This is a genomic window from Hymenobacter algoricola (assembly GCF_039539525.1).
In the GTDB taxonomy this organism is placed as follows: Bacteria; Bacteroidota; Bacteroidia; order Cytophagales; family Hymenobacteraceae; genus Hymenobacter; species Hymenobacter algoricola.
Window position 1 is genome coordinate 58,939 of the sequence record NZ_BAABDH010000114.1, and the last position, 18,913, is coordinate 77,851.

Below are 18,913 nucleotides of genomic sequence, written 5' to 3' on the forward strand. Positions count from 1 at the left end.
TTTGCTTCCGCCGCCGTTGAGGTATCTTTGAGATTCACTCCGACCTCATGCGCGTACTACACACCGCCGACTGGCACCTGGGCCAGCGCTTTATCAGCGGGCACGAACGAACCGAGGAGCACCGCCACTTCCTCGACTGGCTGGTGCAAACCGTGCAGGAGCAGCGCGTGGCAGTGCTTATCATTGCCGGCGACGTCTTCGATACCGGCTCGCCCTCCAACCAGGCCCTGGAGCTGTACTACTCCTTCCTGCTGAACATGCAGGCCACCGGCTGCCGCGACATCGTGGTGGTGGGCGGCAACCACGACTCGCCGGCCACGCTCAACGCCCCGGCCCGGCTGCTGCGCCACCTGCGGGTGCACGTGGTAGGCTGCGTGCCCGAGTGCTTCGAAGACCAGGTGCTGGTGCTGCATGATGCGGCCGGGCAGCCCGGGCTGGTGGTCTGCGCCGTGCCGTTTCTGCGCGACCGGGACGTGCGCCTCTCGGTACCCGGTGAGGCTGCCGAGGAGCGGGAGCAGCGTATCAAGCAGGGCATTGCCGACCACTACGCCCGCGTGGCCGAGCATGACACGGTGTGGCAGCTCAAGGCCGCCGGCGTGCCCGTGCTGGCTACTGGTCACCTCTACGCCGCCGGCGCCGCACCCTCCGACTCGGAGCGCACGATTCACGTCGGCAACCTAGGCCAGGTAACGGCCGAGCATTTCCCCGAAATCTTCGACTACGTGGCCCTGGGCCATATTCACCGGCCCCAGCGGGTGGGCGGGCGGGAGCATATCCGCTACTCGGGCTCCCCCATTGCGCTGTCATTTTCGGAAGTCGACCACCCCAAGGAGGTACTGGTGCTGGAGTTTGCCGCCGGCAGGCTCCACACCCTCGAAACCCTGCCCGTGCCCGGGGCCCGGCGGCTGGTGCGCTTCCACGGCCCCCTCGACGAGGTCATCGGCAGCCTGAGCGCCTACGACAATACCGGCTACCCGCTGCCGGCCTGGGTCGACGTGGAAATCCGCTCGGAACTGACCCAGCTGGAGGTGGCCGACGCTCTGCTCAAGGTAATCGGGGCGCTGGACCGCACCCAGCTGGAAGTGCTCAGCCGCCGCCACTTCCGCCTGGTGGTGCTCAAGCCCCTGGGGGAAGCTTCCGAGGAGCCCCTCACCCGCAGCCTGCACGACTTTACCGAGCGGGAAGTATTTGAGCAGCGCCTTGCCGCCGAGCCCGAGGAGGTCCGGGCCGAGCTGCTGCGTACCTTTGATGAGCTGCTGGAGAGTATGCATGGGTAAAAAAGCCCTTCAGAACGTCAGAATCCCTCTGGCGTCTGCTTGCCGAAGCATCTCTACCGCTTCGTTGCGCTACTACTCCAGCGTCAGCACGCGCGCTGCCCCGACTTCGCCCGGCCTGACGTTCTTCATCGACCGTTGGTCCTGCTTATTCTAACTTCCCATTGCCCTAAGCCGCCCGCCCACCGGCCTGTTTCCTGCGAATGAAAATCCTGCGCGTCCGTTTCCTGAACCTGAATTCCCTGCGGGGGGAGCACGAAGTTGACTTCGGTGCCTCGCCCCTGGCGGATGCGGGCCTGTTTGCCATTACCGGCCCCACCGGCGCGGGCAAAACCACCATTCTCGACGCCATTACGCTGGCCCTCTACGGCCAGGTGCCCCGCCACGAAGGCAACGGCCCCGAGCAGGTGATGAGCCACGGCACCGGGGAAAGCTGGGCCGAAGTGGAGTTTCAGGTCAACGGCCAGCTATACCGCTCGAAGTGGAGCCAGTACCGGGCCCGCAAAAACCCCGACGGCAAGCTCCAGGACTCGCGCATGGAGCTCAGCGAGCAGCCGAAGCCAACCGCCGAAACCGGTGAAATCAGCCCGGCGTGGCCGCTGCTGGAAAGCTACAAGTCGAAGGTGCCCGCCAAAGTAGCCGAGCTGAGCGGGCTGGAATACCGCCAGTTTCTGCGCTCGGTGCTGCTGGCCCAGGGAGACTTCACCAAGTTCCTCAAGTCCAGCCCCGGCGAGCGGGCCCAGCTGCTGGAGAAGATTACCGACACCAAAAAGTACTCCGACATCTCCCGGGCCGCCTTCGAGCGCAGCAAGCACGAAGCCCAGCAGGTCGAGAGTCTGCGCCTGGGGCTGGCCGGCGTCACGCTGCTGTCGGCCGAAGAAGTGACGGCGCTGGAAGCCGAAGTGGCCGGCCTGCACCAGCAGCTGCAGCTAACCCAGGCCGGGCAGCAGCGCCTCAGCGACGCCCACACCTGGCTGCGCCAGCTCGACGACCTCACCGCGCGCCAGCAGCGCGGGCAGCAGCGCCTGCTGGCCCTCGCGGCCGAGGCCGAAACCCTGCAGCCCGTTCGCCAGCGCCTGGCCGGCCACGAGCAGGCTCTCCCCTTCCGGACGCCCTGGGCCCTGCTCCAGCAGGCTGACCGGCAGCTCGGCGCGCTGCACCAGGAAACCGAGCAGCTGGCTTTGCAGCTGCCGCAGCTACAAAGCCAGCTGCTCGCGGTCCGCACCGCCCGGGACGCGGCCCGCCGGGCTCACGACGCGGCGGCCGCAGCCCGCGAAACCCGGGAGCCCCAGCTGCGGGAAGCCGAAAATCTCGACCAGACCATTTCCCAGCAGATCCACCAGCTGGACGAGAAACGCAAAGCCTACGACCAGCAAAATGCGGAGTGCAAGCGCCTGACCGAGGAGCTACACGCCACCGAAATCCGTACCCGGCAGGCCCGCGAGCAGCTCACCACCACCAGGGACTGGCTCCAGCGCAATGCCCCCCGGGCCGAGATGGTGGACGTATTCGCCGCTTTCACGGGCCTGATACAGGACTGGGACCGACTACGCACCGAGGCGGGGCAAGTCGATGGCCGGGTGGCGCTGCTGACTAAACGCTTGACCACCCTGCAGCTGGAAGAGCAGCAAGCCGCCGCCGCCGCCCGCACCGCCCGCCAGCACCTCGACGCCCAGCAGCAGCAGCTTCAGCTGGCCGCCGCCACCCGCGACGAACGACTGCGCCAGCTTCACCACCACGTGCAGAACCTGCGCCGGGAGCTTGGTGACAAGGAAGCCCACCGCGAAACCCAGCGCCAGCTGGTGCTGGCCCAGCAGCTGATTCTGAGCCACGAAGAAGCCCGCCAGCAGCTGCGCCCGCAGGCGCCTTGTCCGCTCTGTGGGGCCCTGGAGCATCCCTATGCGGTAGGCGTGCTGGGCTTCACAAATGAGGGTCTGGCCCGGGAACAAGCCCAGGTGGAGGTCCTTACCCAGGAAGCGTATGCCCTCAACGCCCGCGTCAACCACCTCAACACTTTTCTTAATCTGCTCGAAAACGCGGGCGGTGATCTGCACCGCGTAGCCGCCAACATCCCGCTCCAGCTCCTGACCCCCGCGCTGGAAGAGGCCCTGCCCGCCGAAAGCCGCGCCCTCGTACGCCAGTTCAAAGAGTTGGAGCAGCAGCAGGTCGATGGCGAAAAGCAGCTGGCTCAGGCTATTTCCGAGCAGCAGGCGGCCTTGAAAGCGCAAGCCACTGCCCGGCATGATTTGCAGGAAGCCCAACTGCAGCTCAAAGAAGTAGGCGAGCAGCTACCAACGGTAGAAAGTCAGCTCAAAAGCCTGCTGAGCAACTTTGGCCTGGCCTTTACGGGCGAAAACGGCGCTGCCATGCAAGCCCAGCTGCGGGCCTTGGAAACTGAGTTCAAAACGCGTCAGGCCGAGTTCAACAAGGCCAACGAGCAGGCTGAAGTGGGTCAGGCGCTCGGGGAGAAGCTAACCCGCGACGAACGTGCGGTGCGGGCCTGGCTGAAGGAAAATAAGCAGGACGTCGTCGACCACTACCAGGCCATTGAGCGGCAGAAAGCCGAGCGCCAGGCCCTGCTGCCCGAACCCGACGTAGCTCAGGTGCGGCGGCAGTTGGAACAGGCCAGCCGCGCGGCCGACCAGCTCCGCCAGCAAACCGACCAGCAGTTTCAACAGCATGAAACGGCCCTCACGCTGGCCACCGAGAAGCTGCGCCAGCGCGAGCAGGACGCCCGCCAGCAGCAGCAGCACCGCCAGCAGCAGCACGCGCAGCTGGTCACGGACCTGGGCGCGGCCGGCCTGCCCCCCGACCCGGCCGCCCTGGTGGCCCTGCTGCTGCCCGATGCCGAGGGGCGCCGCCTCGCCGAGCAGCTGCAAACCCACGATCAGGCCGTGGCCGCCACCCAGCACAGCCTGACCGACGCCGCCCAGCAGCTGCAGCAGGCCCAGGCCCGCACCCTGACTACTGACAGCGTCGAAACGGTTGCCGGCCAGCTGCAGACGATCAGCCAGCAGCTGGCCGGGCTCAACCAGCAGCTCGGCCAGCGGCAGGAGCGCCTGCACGGCCACCACTCCGGGCTGGAGCGCCACGCGGTCCTGGCCACCGCCCTGGAAAAGCAGCAGCAGCAGACCCGCCGCTGGCGGCAGCTGACCGAGCTTATCGGCTCCGCCGACGGCAAGAAATTCAGCGAGTTTGCCCAGGGCCTCACCCTGGCCCGGCTGGTAGACCTGGCCAACCGCCACCTGCACCGCCTCACCGACCGGTACCGCATCCTGCGCAACCCCCAGGAGCACCTCGACCTGCTCATTGTCGACGACTACCAGGCCGGCAGCTCCCGCTCCATGAATTCCTTATCGGGGGGGGAAAGCTTTCTGGTGAGCCTGGCCCTGGCCCTGGGCCTCTCGGAGCTGGCCGGCCGCAAAACGCAGATTGACACCCTGTTTATCGATGAAGGCTTCGGCACCCTCGACCCCGACACGCTCGACATTGCCCTCTCCGCCCTCGAAACGCTGCAGGGCACCGGCAAAACCATCGGCATCATCTCCCACGTGGAAGCGCTGAAGGAGCGCGTCAGCACCCAGATCAGCGTGCGCAAAGGGGCCGGCGGCGTGAGTACGCTGCGGGTGGTCGGGTTTGGTGAGGAAATCTAGCGGGCAAATAGCCGCCTTTACCCGCAAGTAAGCCGTCGACTCCTGCTGATCAACCAGCCCCGGGAGGCTGAGCGGCGCTTTCTCCCGCCGCCCGGATTTCGGCCCAGGTCCAGCAGCGGCGCGGCGCAATGGCGGCGTATCGGGCCCGAAAAAACGCCACCACCTCCTGCTCCAGCGCTTCGGGGCGGATGGACGAGGCGTAAATCGGCCGCTGGTCGGGGTCGGCGTAGCGCTGCACCTTGGTCAGGGTGTCGCCCGCCAGCCGCAGCAGCGGACCCGTATCGGTGATGCCGTCGCAGGTCCAGCGGTGCGCGCTGGTTTCCAGCGCATTCAGCTTTGCCGCCAGCGCCGGCAGCGGCAGCCGGGGCCGAGTCGGACGCGACGCCAGGTCAATCCAGGTCGTGTACTTATACTCGAATTCGTAACGCTGCCCCTCGTAGAGGCTCAGCACCAGGTCGGCGCCGGCGGTGGGGCCAAACAGGGCGTAGTAGGGCAGCGGGGCCGGCGTCTCGACAACGGCCAGCCCGCTTTCCGGGTACCGCCGGCTGTGCGTAGCGGCACTCTGCACCACCGCCATAGCCGCTTCGACCCGCCGGTATTCCGGCTCCCAGTCGGTGCGGCCGGCCTCCGGATTTTCCAGCACGGCGGCAAAGCGGGGCAGAAACCAGGCGAACTTTTCAGCCGAGGCCTCGTCTTCGCGCCGGCGCAGCGCGGGCGCCCCGAAGGGCGGGTAAAACAGCGCCTGCTCCCGGGCATTCAGCCAGCACACGAGCTGGAGCGCGGGCCGGGCCAGCGGCTCCGCCCAGTCCAGCTCCCGAAAGTCGCCCAGCGCGGCCACCAGCCGCAGCAGCCGCTCGTGCCGCAGCGCCAGCGCCGGGTGCAGCAGGCTCCAGACGCCGATGAAGCCATCTATGTCGAAATGGTTGGCCGTAACGGCCGGGGCTGCCAGGCCGGGCGTGGCAGGCGCGTGCAGGGCGCGCAGCACCGAGCCGGCACTGGTATCGTCGCGCAGGGCGGCGGGCGTGGGCGCCCCGCGCCAGTGGGCTAACACCAGGGCGGCCCCGCTGGCGGTACTATCGACCACGATGGTGGGCTGGCGGCGCAGGTGGGCGAAGGGAACGAAGGTTTTCAACGGTGGGCTGGCAAAGGTGGCGGAGGGGCAAAGCTCGCCATTCCGGCGCGGCCGGCCACTACTTTTTGCGACGGTTGGCAATGCGCTCTACCCGGCTGCGGCGCACCCAGTGCAGGTAGTTCTGCAGTTCCTGTGCCGTGCGCAGCGCTTCCACCGTGGCGTACCGGCGGGCCAGCTCGCGGTTGGAGAGCAGCAAGTGCACCGTGCTGTGGCAGGGCTGGCACAGGGCCACTGTGGGCCCGTGCCGGCCGCCTTCCTCCCGCGGCACCAGATGGTGGCGCGACACCTGCCCTACCAGCCGCTCGCAGAGCTCACACCGGGGCTCCGCCGCGGGCCGCGGCGCCGCGGGCAGGCTTTCAAGCAGACGGCGGGCGGTACGGCGCGGCATTGGAACAGAAACAAACGGCCCGGGCAAGAAAGCCTGGTTTCGACTTGTCAGAAACAAAAAATTAAAAATCTAGTTGCCGGGGCCGGCAAATAACCTTTATATTTGGTTGGGGAACCGAGCAACCAGTTCTTTTTAAGGTACTTCTCAACTTTTATTGCTTCTTTGCCACTCTCCGAATCTGCTTGGCCTGGCGCCTACTCTCGGCGGCTCAAGAATCAACCTTCTCATTTGCTTTCTACACCCCTTACCCCTTCTCCCATGCGTACTGCTACTCTCGTTTCTTCCTTTCGTCCGATGCAGTTGCTGCGGGCTGCTGGGCTGGCCCTGGCTTTGCTGGCGCTGACGTCCACGGCTTCTCACGCCCAAACGTGGATGGTTTCAACGGATGCTTACATCCGGCTGGGTGTGATGGACAAATTCGGTCAGCTGGGTACCTACACCGCGCGCTTTGTGGTTTCCAACCAGAACAGCGGCAAATCATACATTCTGGTCAAGGAAATCGAGAAAGGCCAGAATGGCGTCGACGTGATTTTCCCCTCCCCGGCGGCTGAGTCGGACTACTTTAAGTCGGAATCCGGCGAGGCGGCCTCCGGCATGCCGGGCCGCTACACCTGGGAATGCCAGGTGGGCGGGAAGAAGGTTGTCGGGGGTCGCTTTACCTTCCCGGAAGTCGGCAATGACGTCACCGTGATTGATAAGCGCTAATTCCCCTTATCTTACGGCACCTTTTTACCAGTACCAGAAAAAGCCCAGCGTTGCAGCGCCGGGCTTTTTTGCGTTTTAGCAGTTCCGGACCGGCTTCCTTTTTCCACCGTCGCCGTATAAAAAGCCGCCCCGTCCTGGACCCGGCAGCCTTTCCCCTTTCCTTCTCAGCACCTGCCTCATGCCTAAAAAGTCGTTTTCCGAGCTTATCAGTAGCCCCGGCATGCCGGTCCTCGTTGATTTTTATGCCGACTGGTGCGGACCGTGCAAAACCATGGCCCCCATTCTGGAGCAGGTGGCCGCCCAGCACCAGGGCAAGCTGAAGATCATCAAGGTGGACGTGGACCGCAACCAGGCCGCCGCCCAGCAGTTTCGGGTGCAGAGCATTCCCACGCTGATTCTGTTTCACAAAGGCCAGCCCGTATGGCGGCAGGCCGGCGTGGTGCCCGCGCCCCAGCTCACCCAGGCCCTGCAAGCCTTTATCAGCTGAATGCCCAGCTAACCCGGCCGCGACGCAACCATTGCGGCGGGTTGAGCATCTGTCTGAACCGGGGCCCGGGGTGGCTGCTTTCTGGCCGGCCGGCTAAACTATCCGGGCCACCAAGGCGTTAGGCTACCGCGGCAGAATCCTTTTGCGGCTACCCGTATCCTGGTCAACTAATGCGTTTACTCGTCTTGCTCACCCGTTTCGGCCTGTTGCTGGGTCTGGTCTTGCTCCCCGGACTGGTAGCGGCCCAGCAGCCTGCCGCTCCGCGCTATACCATCAGTGGCCGCATCCGCTCGGGAGCCGACAAAAGCGTGCTGCCCGGGGCTTCAGTGGCGGTACCCGCCCTGGGCACGGGCGTCACGGCCGACTCGACGGGGCTCTATTCACTGCTGCTGCCGGCGGGGCGCTACCAGCTCGTCATTTCCTTTATCGGCTACCAGACCCAGACCCGCGACCTGAACGTGACCCACAGCCAGCGGCTGTCCTTTAGCCTGCCCGAGTCGAACAACGAGCTGGGCGAGGTAACCGTGGTGGGCTCGGGCACACTGGCGCAGAAGCTGCAAACCCCGCAGATGAGCGTGGAGCGGCTCACTACCCGCGAGGCCAAGCTGCTGCCGGCCCTGTTCGGCGAAGTGGATCTGCTCAAAACCCTGCAGCTCAAGCCCGGCGTGCAGAACGGCGGCGAGGGCACCAGCGGCCTGTTTGTGCGCGGCGGCTCGGCCGACCAGAACCTGTTTCTGCTCGATGAGGCCGTGGTATACAACCCGTCTCACCTGTTCGGGCTGTTTTCGGTGTTCAACCCCGATGCCGTGCAGAGCGTGGACCTGTACAAGGGCGGCTTTCCGGCCCAGTACGGCGGCCGGCTCTCGTCGGTGGTGGATGTGAAGCTGCGCGAGGGCAACGCCGAGAAGTACGCCGTGAGCGGCGGCCTGGGTCTGATTTCGTCGCGGCTGACGGTGGAAGGCCCCATTGCCAAAGACAAAGGCTCCTTCATCCTGTCGGGGCGCCGCACCTACTTCGACGTGTTTACCCGCCAGATCAACAAGCTCAACGAAAACACCAAGGACTACAACCCGATTCCGGACTACTACTTCTACGATTTCAACGCCAAGGCCAACTACAAGCTCGGGGAGAAGGACCAGCTGTTTCTGACCGGCTACTACGGCCGCGACATCTTCGGCTTCAACAGCACCAACGGCTTCAACTTCGACTTCGGCTGGGGCAACACCGTGGGGGCCCTGCGCTGGAACCACGTATTCTCGCCCAGGCTGTTTGTCAATACCACCGTCTCGGCCACGCGCTACCAGTACAGCATCGGCAACAAGCTCGACCAGTTTGCCTTCAGCCTGTCGTCCGACATCCAGGATTTTGCCCTGCGCACCGACTTCGAGTACACGCCCAACGAGAAGCACACCTTCAAAGCCGGCGCGACGGCCACCAGCCACCAGTTTGGCGTGGGCCGCCTGCAGGCCGGCAGTCAGGACGGCAGCCTCAACATCGGCTCCGACGTCACCTACGCCGGCCAGGAAGCCGCGCTCTACGCCTCCGACAACTTCCGAGTCACCGACAAGCTGCAGCTGGAATACGGCCTGCGCCTGACCGGCTTCCGCAGCGGGTCCGACGTGTTTGGGGGCCTCGAGCCCCGCGCCTCGGCCCGCTACTCGCTCACGCCCAGTACCTCGCTCAAGGCCAGCTACGCCCAGATGTACCAGTACGTGCATTTGGTCAGCAACTCCGGCGCTTCGCTGCCCACCGATATCTGGTACCCGTCGCGGCTGAATGTGAAGCCCCAACGCTCCCAGCAGGTGGCCACCGGCGCCAGCTTTCTGCTCTTCAACGGCCAGTTTCTGCTCACCGACGAGGTTTACTACAAGTGGGCCCGCAACCAGGTGGACTTCCGCGACGGGGCCCAGCTGTTTGTCAACTCCGACCTCGACGCCGAGTTTCTGTTCGGCAAGGGCTGGGCCTACGGCAACGAAATCTACCTGGAGAAAAAACAGGGCCGCACCACCGGCTGGATCGGCTACACCCTGGCCTGGACCCAGCGCAGCTTCCAGCCCCAGCGCGGCACTACCGGCATCAACAACGGCAAGGACTTTTTTCCGACCTACGACCGCCGCCACAACCTGACCGTGGTGGTGCTGCACCAGCTTTCGGAGCGCATCAACCTGACCGGCTCGTTTGTGTACACCTCCGGGGCACCCACCACGCTGCCCTCGGGCCGCTTCGTATTCCAGGATATCTATGGCGCCGACATTGAGGCAGCTCCCATCTACCCCGACCGCAACACCTACCGCCTGGCCCCCTACCACCGCCTCGACCTGGGCCTGGTGTACAAGCTCAAGCCCCGCCGCGGCGAGTCGGACCTCACGTTCAGCATCTACAACGCCTACAACCGGCGCAACGCCTACTTCGTCTACTTCGATCAGGTGGAGGACGAGCAGACGGAGGACATAACCAGCTTCCGGGCCCGGCAGGTGTCGCTGTTTCCGGTGATTCCGTCGGTGACGTACAACTTCAAATTCTAGGCGCGGTGCCGCCTGCTTTTCCCTCGCTTATGCTATTGGCTGTTTATTTAAAGCGCCTCGTCGTCTGCCACGCGCCCCGGCTGCTGCTGGTGCTGGTGGCCACGGGCTGCAACCTGGAGCAGGACATCGACATCGAGCTGCCCGTCGCCCCGGCCCAGCTGGTGGCCGAGTGCTACCTGCTGCCCGGCCAAGTGCCGCGCCTGTCGGTAACCGAAACCGTCCCCTACCTGAGCACGCCCCAGCCCGCGGTGCCCACCGATGTGTCCGTGGTGCTGACGCTGCCCAACGGCCAGAAGCGGCTGCTGCAGTTCCGGCCCGGGCTGGACAAGCTCACCCGGAAGTTCTACACCCACATCGGGCAGCAGGTGCTGGTGGCCAAGCCCGGCGACACCTTCACCCTCGACGTGCAGGACACCCAGGGCCGCCACCTCACCGGCACGGCCACCATGCCCACCCGGGTACCCCTGGACACAGTGGAGTGGAAGTTCAACGACAAGTCCGGCGAGGACCGCAAGGCGTACCTGCTGGCCAAATTCCAGGACCCCGCCGCTACCGCCGACTTCTACCGCCTGATGATTCACAAAGACAGCATCTCCGATAACGCCGAGCGGGACTTTGAGCTCGACGACCGGCTCACCAACGGCCAGCAGATGACGCTGGGGACCAGCTACCGCTTTTCCAGCGGCGACACGCTGCTGGTCACGCTCTACCACCTCGACGAGCCTTACTACCGCTTTCTGCAGTCGCTGGAGGATGCGCGCAACGCCAATGGCAACCCGTTTGCGCAGCCGGCCGCTATTCGCTCCACGGTGCGGGGCGGCGTGGGCGTTTTCACCATCCTGAGCGAGGACCGGCGCACGGTCATTATTAAATAATTCCCTTTATTTGCAACCGTTATATTATCTCCAGGGCTCCTGCCAGCATCCGTTCCACTTTTATTCCTTTTTTAACCCATGTTTACGTCCCGTACCCTTCTCCCCCTATTCACCCTGTTATTCGGACTGCTCGGCTTTTTGAGCGGCTGCAATAAAGACAATGATTCGACGTCGGACCCGGCGCCGGAAATTACGCTCACCGCGCTGACTACCGCCAAATCCTGGCGCCTCGACGAGATCAAGCAGAACAACCAGACCAGCAGCAGCGGCACCGGCATCAAGGACCGCTACACCTTCACCTTCCGCGCCGACGGCAGCTACACCCAAACCCTGCTGGCCGACAACACGACTTACCCCGGCGTGTGGATGCTGATGAGCAACAACACCATGCTGCACCTGGTCGACCACAAAGGCGACAGCCACGCGTATACGCTGACCGGGCTGACGGCCCAGCAGCTACGCTACCGCTGGACCAACAAAGAGAATAAGCTGGAGGAATTCGTTTTCTCGGCTCAGCCCTAAGGCGAACTACCACGACAATAAAAAAGGGCCGGTGCTACACGCACCGGCCCTTTTTTATTGTCGTGGTAGCGCTACACCTGGGCCAGCACCGCCTTCAGCAGGGCCGTGAGGCGGGGCTCGGCGGCGGCGGCCACGCGCAGGATGTCCGCTATTTCCACCCGCTTGAGCTTGCCCGGCGAGCAGAGGTCGGTGATGACGGAAATGGCCAGCACGGGCAGGCCCAGGTGCACGGCGGCAATGACCTCGGGCACCGTGCTCATGCCCACCGCGTCGGCGCCGATGGTGCGCAGGTAGCGGTATTCGGCCGGCGTTTCGAGCATGGGGCCGGGCAGGCTGGCGTACACCCCGCGCCGCACCTTGTCGGCGAAGCCCAGCTCCCGGGCGGCGGCTTCGGCCAGGGCCAGCAGGGCATGGTCGTAGGGCTCCAGCATGTCGGGGAAGCGCGGGCCCAGCGCGTCCAGGTTTGGGCCCACCAGCGGGTTGGTCGGCTGCAGGTTGATGTGGTCGTCGATGAGCATCAGGTCACTGTAGTCGTAGTCGGGGTTGAGGCCGCCGCTGGCGTTGCTCACAAACAGCTTGCTGATGCCCAGCAGCTTCAGCACCCGCACCGGAAATACCACCTGGGGCATAGTGTAGCCCTCATAGTAGTGAAAGCGACCCTGCATCACCAGCACCCGACGTCCGGCCAGCGTGCCGGCCAGCAGGTGGCCCGAGTGACTTTCCACCGTCGACACCGGGAAGTGCGGAATGTCGGCGTAGGGCAGCGTGTAGTGCACGTCGATTTCCTTCACCAGCGCGCCGAGGCCGGTACCGAGGATGATGCCGAATTCGGGCTGAAAGTCGCCGATGCGCTGGCGGATGTGGGCGGTGGCTTCGTGGAAATCTTGCATGAGGAGCTTGGGCAGAAATCAGGTTCAGGTCGCAAATAAACCCAGAACGCGGCGGCTTTCCGCATGGGCCGGCGCTGCGCCGGCCGGCACCCCGGCGCTTGTCACAAAAAATCTGAGCCGACTGAGCTTTGTGACAGCAGCTGTCACAAAATATTTTAGCAGCAGGCAAAGTGTGACAGAACCTGTCACACTTTTTCTTTTCTGCCACTGAAGTGTGACACATGCTGCCTGGTCCGGCCAGGGCTAACCAGGTTTCGCAGGCAGTGGACGCCGTAGCGCGAAGTTGTACTTCGCGACGCCCGGCCCGGGGCGGCGGTAGCCGTCCGCAACGACTCGCGAAGTGAAACTTCGCGTTACTCATAGGCGGCATCCTGACCCGGAAGCTGCCTTAGGCTCCGGCCAGCGCGGCAGACTGGCGCGGCTTTTTCTGCTTGTTGCGCTTGCCCCACCACACCAGAAAGCCCGACACGGGCAGGCTGGCCGAAATCAGGCTGCCCAGAAAGGCCACGATTTTGCCGCCCAGCCCCAGCAGCAGGCCCGTGTGCAGGTCGTAGTTCATGTCGACCAGCTTGGCGCCGGTGCTCTTGCTGCCGTGGGGCCGCCGCACGAGCAGCCGGCCCGATACGGGGTGGAAATAGTAGTCGTCGCGGTGGTAGAAGCGCAGGGCGCGCTGGTAGGCAATGCCATACGCGGGCTCTTTTACCGACGTGGGCGCCGCCAGAAACAGCATGTCGTAGCCCGGGGAAAGCCGCCGCATCTGCTCGTAGTACAGATCAATCACCGGCCGCGGGGCCGCCGCCGCCACCGGCAGCGAGTCGATAGCCGGCGGGGTCGTTTCGGCCGGATAGCTCTGGCCGCCGTTGCTGACGAAAGTGGCCGAGTCGCGCACCCACTCGTAGCTCATCATCAGCCCGGTCAGGGCAATGAGCAGGGCCACGCCGGCCGCGTAGAAGCCCAGCACGTTGTGCAGGTCGTAGTTGACGCGCCGCCACCGGGCACCCCACTTGATGGTGAAGCTGCGGCGGCGGTCGGTCTTGCGCTTCGGCCACCACAGGATGAGGCCCGTGACCAGCATCACCACGAAAATCAGCACCGCCGGCCCCACAATCCACTCCCCCACTGCGGGCGGCAGCAGCAGGTACATGTGCAGGTGTTGCACGATGGTGAAAAAGTCGCGCCGCAGGTTCTGGTAGTGCAGCTCCCGGCCGGTGTAGGGGTTCACATAGGCCACGAAGCTGCCGCCGGCCTTGTCGGCCATGTACACCACCGTGGCGCGGCCGGGGCCGGGGTACATCAGGTAGCTGGCCGTGGTGCCGGGATGGTTGCGCAGGGCCGTGGCCTGCAGGCGCGAAGGCCGCAGCAGCGGACCCGTGGCCGCCACCTGCCGGTAGGGCTCCACGGCGTCGCGCACCTCGTCCTGGAAGGTGAACACGGCCCCGCTCAGACTCACGACAAACACTACCAGCCCCGACGTGAGCCCGAGCCAGAGGTGCAGGGTAAGAATCGTTTTCTTGAAAGTCATAGGCTTCCTGCTGGGCAGCCACACCACGGGTCCGGCGGAGCTTCTGTCCTGCCGAACCCGTGGTGGTACCGCTGGTCAAAAGATCAGAACTTGTAGGCCACGCTGCCCACGATGCTGCGCAGCTTCTGCGGGTTCATGGTGGTGTAGCCGATCCAGTAGTGCCGGTCCAGCAGGTTATCCACCTTGGCCGAGAGGCGGAACCGGGGCTGGTCGTAGAATACCGCGGCGTTCAGCACCGTGTAGGCCGGCAGGGTGAAGACGCTGGTGGCCGTATTCACGATTTTGTTGTCGCTGGCGTAGTTGCCGCCCGCCCCCGCGCCCAGGCCCTGCAGCCTGCCGGTCGGCTGCCGGTAGCTCAGCCACAGGTTGGCCCGGTACGGCGACGAGGCCGTACCGGGCCGTAGGCCGTTCACCTCGCCGCTGGTGCGGGTAAACTCGGAGCTGTTGTAGCTGAAGCCGGCTACCGCGTTGAGGCCGGGCAGCGGGTTGGCAATCAGGCTCGCCTCCACGCCCTTGCTGCGCTGGGTGCCGTCCTGGGTCTGGGTATTCACGCCCGGCAGCGCCTCGACCGGCGTGGCCCGCAGAATGTCCTTCACCCGCACGTCGTAGTAGCTCACGGTGGCGCTGAGCTTGCCGCCGGCGGCGTCCAGCTTCACGCCGGCCTCCACCTGGTTGGCCTGCTCCGGCGTGGCTACCCGCGGCTGGTTGTCGGTGCCCCGGTACACGCCGCGGTTGATAAAGCTGTTCTAGTAGTTGGCAAACAGCGCCACCCGCTCCGGCACCGGCTGAAACACCACCCCGAGCTTGGGCGACAAGGTCGTTTGCGAATAGGCTGCCACGGGGCTGTACACCAGGCCGCCCTGGTTGTCGTAGTGGTCGAGGCGCACAGCCGCCAGCACGCTGAGCTTGTCGGTCAGGTTGAGCACGTCCGAAACAAAGGCGCTGTAGGTGTTCGACTGTGTAGTCACCGGGTAAGTGGCTGTCGTCGCCTGCTTGTTGTAGAAGGCCGTGAGCGTGTCGCCGTTGAAGCGGCGGCCGTAGTCGTAGCCCGGCACGTTCAGCGGCACGATGTCGAACCCGCCGCCGAAGAACTCGATGTCAGAGTCCACGCGCAGGTAGTCCAGGCCCAGCACCACGCGGTTGCGCAGGCGGCCCACCTTGAAGTCCCCGTTGAACAGCTGCTGGGCCTCAAAAACCTGGTTGCGGCTGTTGTTGGTCGACTGGTCGGCGCGGGCCAGGTTGTGGGTGCCCGGGCCGGCCGTCGGGTCCAGCACCACGTCGGGCACCAGGTAGAAGTAGCTGCCGAAGCCGTCGGAGTAGCTGCGGCTGGACGTCAGGTTGGTCGAGGACGTGAAGCCGGGGGCCAGCTGGTAGTTCACCTGCCCGAAGAAGTTGGCGCTGCGCGACTGTTGGGTCAGCCCGCCGCCCATGTAGGAGTTGCGGTAGTCCAGCGGGGCCTGGTCGGCCCGGTCGAAGCCCAGCTGGGCGGCGGGGTAGTAGAAGAAAATCAGCTGCTTGCCCACGTTGCGGCTCTGGTACAGCTCGGCGTCCACGTTGATGGTCAGCCGGTCGGTGGGGCGGAACGTGAGGCTGGGGGCCACGGCCAGGTTCTTGCCGAAGCCCTGGCTCTGGAAGTTGTCCTCGTAGGTGTAGGCCGTGTTCAGGCGGAAGGCCAAGGCTTTGGGCTGGGCGGCCGGCGCGGTGGCATCCACCAGGTTTACGTCGGCGCTGACGCGGTGGAAGCCGTAGCTGCCCCCCGCCACGCTGATTTCGCCGCCCAGCTTATCGTAGGGCTGCTTGGTTACGCGGTTGAGCAGGCCCCCGTAGGAAGTCAGGGAGCTGCCGTAGAGCGTCGCCGATGGCCCCTTAATCACTTCCAGCTTTTCCAGGTTGATGGCGTCGATGTCGCTGGTCACGTTGCCGGCCACGCCGTTGCGCACCTGGCCCGATACCACGAAGCCGCGGCTGTTGTAGAAGCCGCCCCCGTCGCCGGCGCGGCCGGTGGCCTCCCACATGCGCTGCACGCCGGGCGCGTTGCGCACGGCCTCATCCACGGTGAAGACCAGCTGCTCGGTCAGCAGCTCCTTGCCCACGGTGGCGTACACCTGCGGGTTTTCCAGGTTCTGCAGCGGCATCTTCCCCACGTACTCCGACTGCCGGCGGGCAAACTTATTGGTCTGCTTGCCTTCCACCACTACCTCGCCGAGCTGCTCGGTGCTGGGCGTCAGCACGAAGGTCTGAGCAGTAGTTGTGCCGGCCGTCACCCGGATGCGGCGCTCCTGGGTGCCGAAGCCGACGAGCCGCACACCCAGCGTGTAGGTGCCGGGCGTCAGCCCCGTAATCTGGTAGTTGCCCTGCTCGTCGGTATTGGCGCCCAGGGCAGTGCCTTTCACGCCTACGGCGGCGCCTGCTACCGGCTGGCCGGCGGCCGTCACGCGGCCCTGTACGCCCGCGGTCTGGGCCTGGGCAAGGAGGCAGGAAGAAATCAGAAGAGCCAGCAGCAACCAGATAAAAGCGGTTTTTGCGGGACGAGTACTACTACGGTTCATGATGCAGGTCGTTTGGACAGGCCGCAAAAGTAGGCCACTATTTAGATAAGTTCTAAATATTATTTAAAATCATTCTAAATAATTCTTGGCCTGCTGGTTTCCTCTTTTACCTTTGGCCTACTGCGGCCAAGCTGCCTGGCCGGCACTCCTGGGGTCAGGAAGCCGTTTCCTGCCAGGGTTTATTCCAGGCTTTCCCCTGCCGCTTTCACCATCGTCTGCTTATGCGTCAATACCTGCACCACAACGAATTCGGCTGCATTTCCCGCTGCCGCACGGGCTGCTGCCTGCACCTGTACTTCGGCAACGTGGCCCTCTGCCTGAAAGCCGCCGAAACGGCCGACTGGTGTACCACCACCGCCCGGCTCTACGAGCAGCACGCGGCGGTGCTGCCCGATGCGGCTACCCGCTGCATCACCCTGCCCGGGCCGGTAGCCTGCCAGGCTTTCGTCTTCAACCTGGAGGAGCTGTTCATGCTTCACGACCTGCTGATGGGGGCTTCCCTGCTGCTCGAAGCCGAAGCAATCCTGAGCGGCGACGCAGCCTTATAAGACTGCTTTTGCCCGCTTGAAGGACCAAAAAAAGGGCCAGCGCGTGGTGCGCTGGCCCTTTTAAACGTGCCGGCAGACTTACCGGACGGTCATCTCAAACGGCATCCGGGCCTGTACGCCCGTCATGGTCGAAAGCTTCTTGTACTGCTCGTACATCGGGTAGAGCGGGCCCAGCTCCTGCTGCACCAGGCGCAGGCGGGCCTCGGTGCTGAAGCCGCTGAACAGGCTCTCCAGCATGCCCTTCTGGCGGGGCAGACGCTGAATGCGGTAGTCGTCCTGCTTCAGGTTGGCCCGGCGGGCGGCAATGCGCATGGCATCATCGAATGAGCCCAGCACGTCGACCAGCCCACGCTCCTTAGCTTCGGCGCCCGACCATACCCGGCCCGAGGCGAAGCGGCGCAGCTGCTCCACGGGCATGCGGCGGCCCTTCGCGGCTTTGGTGGTGAAGTCGGCGTAGATGCGGTTGACCTCGTTCTGAAACTGCTGCTTCTCGAAGGCCGACAGCGGGCGGGTGATGGTGGGGAAGTCGGAGAACTTGCCCGTGTTCACCCGGTCGGTGGTGATGCCCAGCTTGTCGCGCAGCAGGGGCTCGATGTTGGGCAGCACGCCGAACACGCCGATGCTGCCGGTGATGGTGCTGGGCTGGGCCACGATGGTGTCGCAGGCCATGGCAATCATGTAGCCGCCCGAGGCCGCCACATCCGACATGGAGCAGATAATGGGCTTCACCTTTTTGGTCAGCGCAACTTCCCGGTAGATGATGTCGGAAGCCAAGGAAGAGCCGCCGGGCGAGTTCACGCGCAGCACTACGGCCTTCACTTTGTCGTCGAGGCGGGCCTGGCGGATGGCTTCGGCGAAGCGGGTGCTGCCGATGCTGCTGTTGCCGCCCTTGCCGGTCACGATGTCGCCCTCGGCGTAGATGACGGCAATGCGGTTGCCGCTGGTGCTGCCTTCCTCATCATCATCAGCTTTGTCGTAGTCGCCGAGGCTGAGCAGGCTGAGCTTTTTATCCTTGGCCACTCCTACTTTGCCCTTCATGTAGTCGAGGGCCTGGTCGTAGTAGCCCAGGTTCGTCACGAGGCCGTAGCGCTTGGCGTCGGCGGCGTTATGCACCAGGGTCGAGTCGTTGATGACCTTGAGGCGGGCCGGGGCAATGCGGCGCGACTCGGCCACATGGGCCAGCATGAAGTCGTTGAGCGAGTTGAGGAACGAGGTGGTCTGCAGGCGGGCCGAGTCGGACATGTTCTCGCGGAAGAATGGCTCCACGGCGCTTTTAAAGGAGCCCACGCGGAAGATCTGGGCGTCGATGCCGGCCTTTTCGAACAGGTTCTTGAAGTACATCGTCTCCGAGCTGGCCCCGTTGAATTCGAGCGTGCCCTGGGGGTTGAGGTAGATGCGGTCGGCCACCGAGGCCAGGTAGTAGCTGCCCTCCGACTGGGCGTCGGCGTAGGAGACGATGAACTTGCCCGACTTCTTGAAGTCGAGCAGGGCGGCCCGGATTTCCTCCAGCGAGGCCCGGCCGGCCTGCACCAGCTCCACATTCAGGAAGATGCCGCGGATGTCGGAGTCGGTTTTGGCCCGCTTGATGGTGGCGCGGATGTTTTCCAGCCCGATGTTGTCGGCCTGGCTGCTGAAGAGCGCGCCCAGCGACTCGCGGCTTTCCCGCTCGGCCACGGGCTTATCGAGCTTGATTTCGAGCACCGAGTCTTTGGCTACCGTCACGGAGCTGTCGGAGCTGACGGCCGCGGCCGTAATGCCCACCAGCACCAGAAACGATACGACCCCGAAAAGCACCAGCCCGACCAGCGTAGCCAGCACGTATTTAAAAAATTGTCTCATAGAA

Annotated in this window: 13 protein-coding genes and 1 pseudogene; 8 read left to right on the forward strand and 6 right to left on the reverse strand. The window is 64.6% G+C overall.

Annotated features, from left to right (window positions below):
* Positions 1-47 precede the first annotated feature (47 nt).
* The gene (locus ABD842_RS20810) at positions 48-1,277 is read left to right on the forward strand and encodes an exonuclease SbcCD subunit D C-terminal domain-containing protein (RefSeq protein WP_345117970.1); all 1,230 of its coding nucleotides are present in this window, start codon (positions 48-50) and stop codon (positions 1,275-1,277) included.
* A 200-nt stretch (positions 1,278-1,477) separates the two neighbouring features.
* Positions 1,478-4,927: an AAA family ATPase gene (locus ABD842_RS20815; protein WP_345117971.1), complete on the forward strand. Its 3,450-nt coding sequence runs from the start codon at positions 1,478-1,480 to the stop codon at positions 4,925-4,927.
* Positions 4,928-4,976: 49 nt separating this feature from the next.
* Here ABD842_RS20815 and ABD842_RS20820 read toward each other — a convergent pair whose 3' ends face one another.
* Positions 4,977-6,059, reverse strand: coding sequence for a DUF6687 family protein (locus ABD842_RS20820; RefSeq protein WP_345117972.1), 1,083 nt, complete (start codon positions 6,057-6,059; stop codon positions 4,977-4,979).
* A 58-nt stretch (positions 6,060-6,117) separates the two neighbouring features.
* Positions 6,118-6,447 carry an HNH endonuclease gene (locus ABD842_RS20825; protein WP_345117973.1) on the reverse strand — a complete coding sequence of 110 codons (330 nt, stop codon included), beginning with the start codon at positions 6,445-6,447 and terminating at the stop codon, positions 6,118-6,120.
* A 258-nt stretch (positions 6,448-6,705) separates the two neighbouring features.
* Between ABD842_RS20825 and ABD842_RS20830 the strand changes: the two genes are divergently transcribed.
* From ABD842_RS20830 to ABD842_RS20850, 5 genes are all read left to right on the forward strand, one after another.
* A complete protein-coding gene (locus tag ABD842_RS20830; protein WP_345117974.1) occupies positions 6,706-7,152 on the forward strand; it encodes a hypothetical protein in 447 nt (148 codons plus the stop codon).
* Between the two features lie 178 nt (positions 7,153-7,330).
* Complete coding sequence (trxA, locus tag ABD842_RS20835; protein WP_345117975.1) at positions 7,331-7,639, forward strand: thioredoxin; 309 nt, start codon at positions 7,331-7,333, stop codon at positions 7,637-7,639.
* Between the two features lie 170 nt (positions 7,640-7,809).
* Complete coding sequence (locus ABD842_RS20840; protein ID WP_345117976.1) at positions 7,810-10,164, forward strand: TonB-dependent receptor; 2,355 nt, start codon at positions 7,810-7,812, stop codon at positions 10,162-10,164.
* A 29-nt stretch (positions 10,165-10,193) separates the two neighbouring features.
* Entirely contained in the window at positions 10,194-11,039 is an 846-nt protein-coding gene (locus ABD842_RS20845) for a DUF4249 domain-containing protein (RefSeq protein ID WP_345117977.1), read from the forward strand.
* 78 nt (positions 11,040-11,117) lie between these two features.
* Positions 11,118-11,561 carry a hypothetical protein gene (locus ABD842_RS20850; protein ID WP_345117978.1) on the forward strand — a complete coding sequence of 148 codons (444 nt, stop codon included), beginning with the start codon at positions 11,118-11,120 and terminating at the stop codon, positions 11,559-11,561.
* Between the two features lie 71 nt (positions 11,562-11,632).
* Here ABD842_RS20850 and ABD842_RS20855 read toward each other — a convergent pair whose 3' ends face one another.
* From ABD842_RS20855 to ABD842_RS20865, 3 genes and pseudogenes are all read right to left on the reverse strand, one after another.
* Positions 11,633-12,451, reverse strand: a complete 819-nt coding sequence (locus tag ABD842_RS20855) for a purine-nucleoside phosphorylase (protein ID WP_345117979.1) — start codon at positions 12,449-12,451, stop codon at positions 11,633-11,635.
* A gap of 388 nt (positions 12,452-12,839) precedes the next feature.
* The gene (locus ABD842_RS20860) at positions 12,840-13,973 is read right to left on the reverse strand and encodes a PepSY-associated TM helix domain-containing protein (RefSeq protein ID WP_345117980.1); all 1,134 of its coding nucleotides are present in this window, start codon (positions 13,971-13,973) and stop codon (positions 12,840-12,842) included.
* An 83-nt stretch (positions 13,974-14,056) separates the two neighbouring features.
* Positions 14,057-16,522, reverse strand: a pseudogene (locus ABD842_RS20865) (TonB-dependent receptor domain-containing protein).
* A gap of 221 nt (positions 16,523-16,743) precedes the next feature.
* Here ABD842_RS20865 and ABD842_RS20870 point away from each other — a divergent pair.
* Positions 16,744-17,070, forward strand: coding sequence for a hypothetical protein (locus ABD842_RS20870; protein ID WP_345117981.1), 327 nt, complete (start codon positions 16,744-16,746; stop codon positions 17,068-17,070).
* Between the two features lie 78 nt (positions 17,071-17,148).
* On the opposite strand, the gene sppA is transcribed toward ABD842_RS20870, so the two are convergent.
* Positions 17,149-18,909 carry a signal peptide peptidase SppA gene (sppA, locus tag ABD842_RS20875; RefSeq protein ID WP_345117982.1) on the reverse strand — a complete coding sequence of 587 codons (1,761 nt, stop codon included), beginning with the start codon at positions 18,907-18,909 and terminating at the stop codon, positions 17,149-17,151.
* Positions 18,910-18,913: the final 4 nt, after the last annotated feature.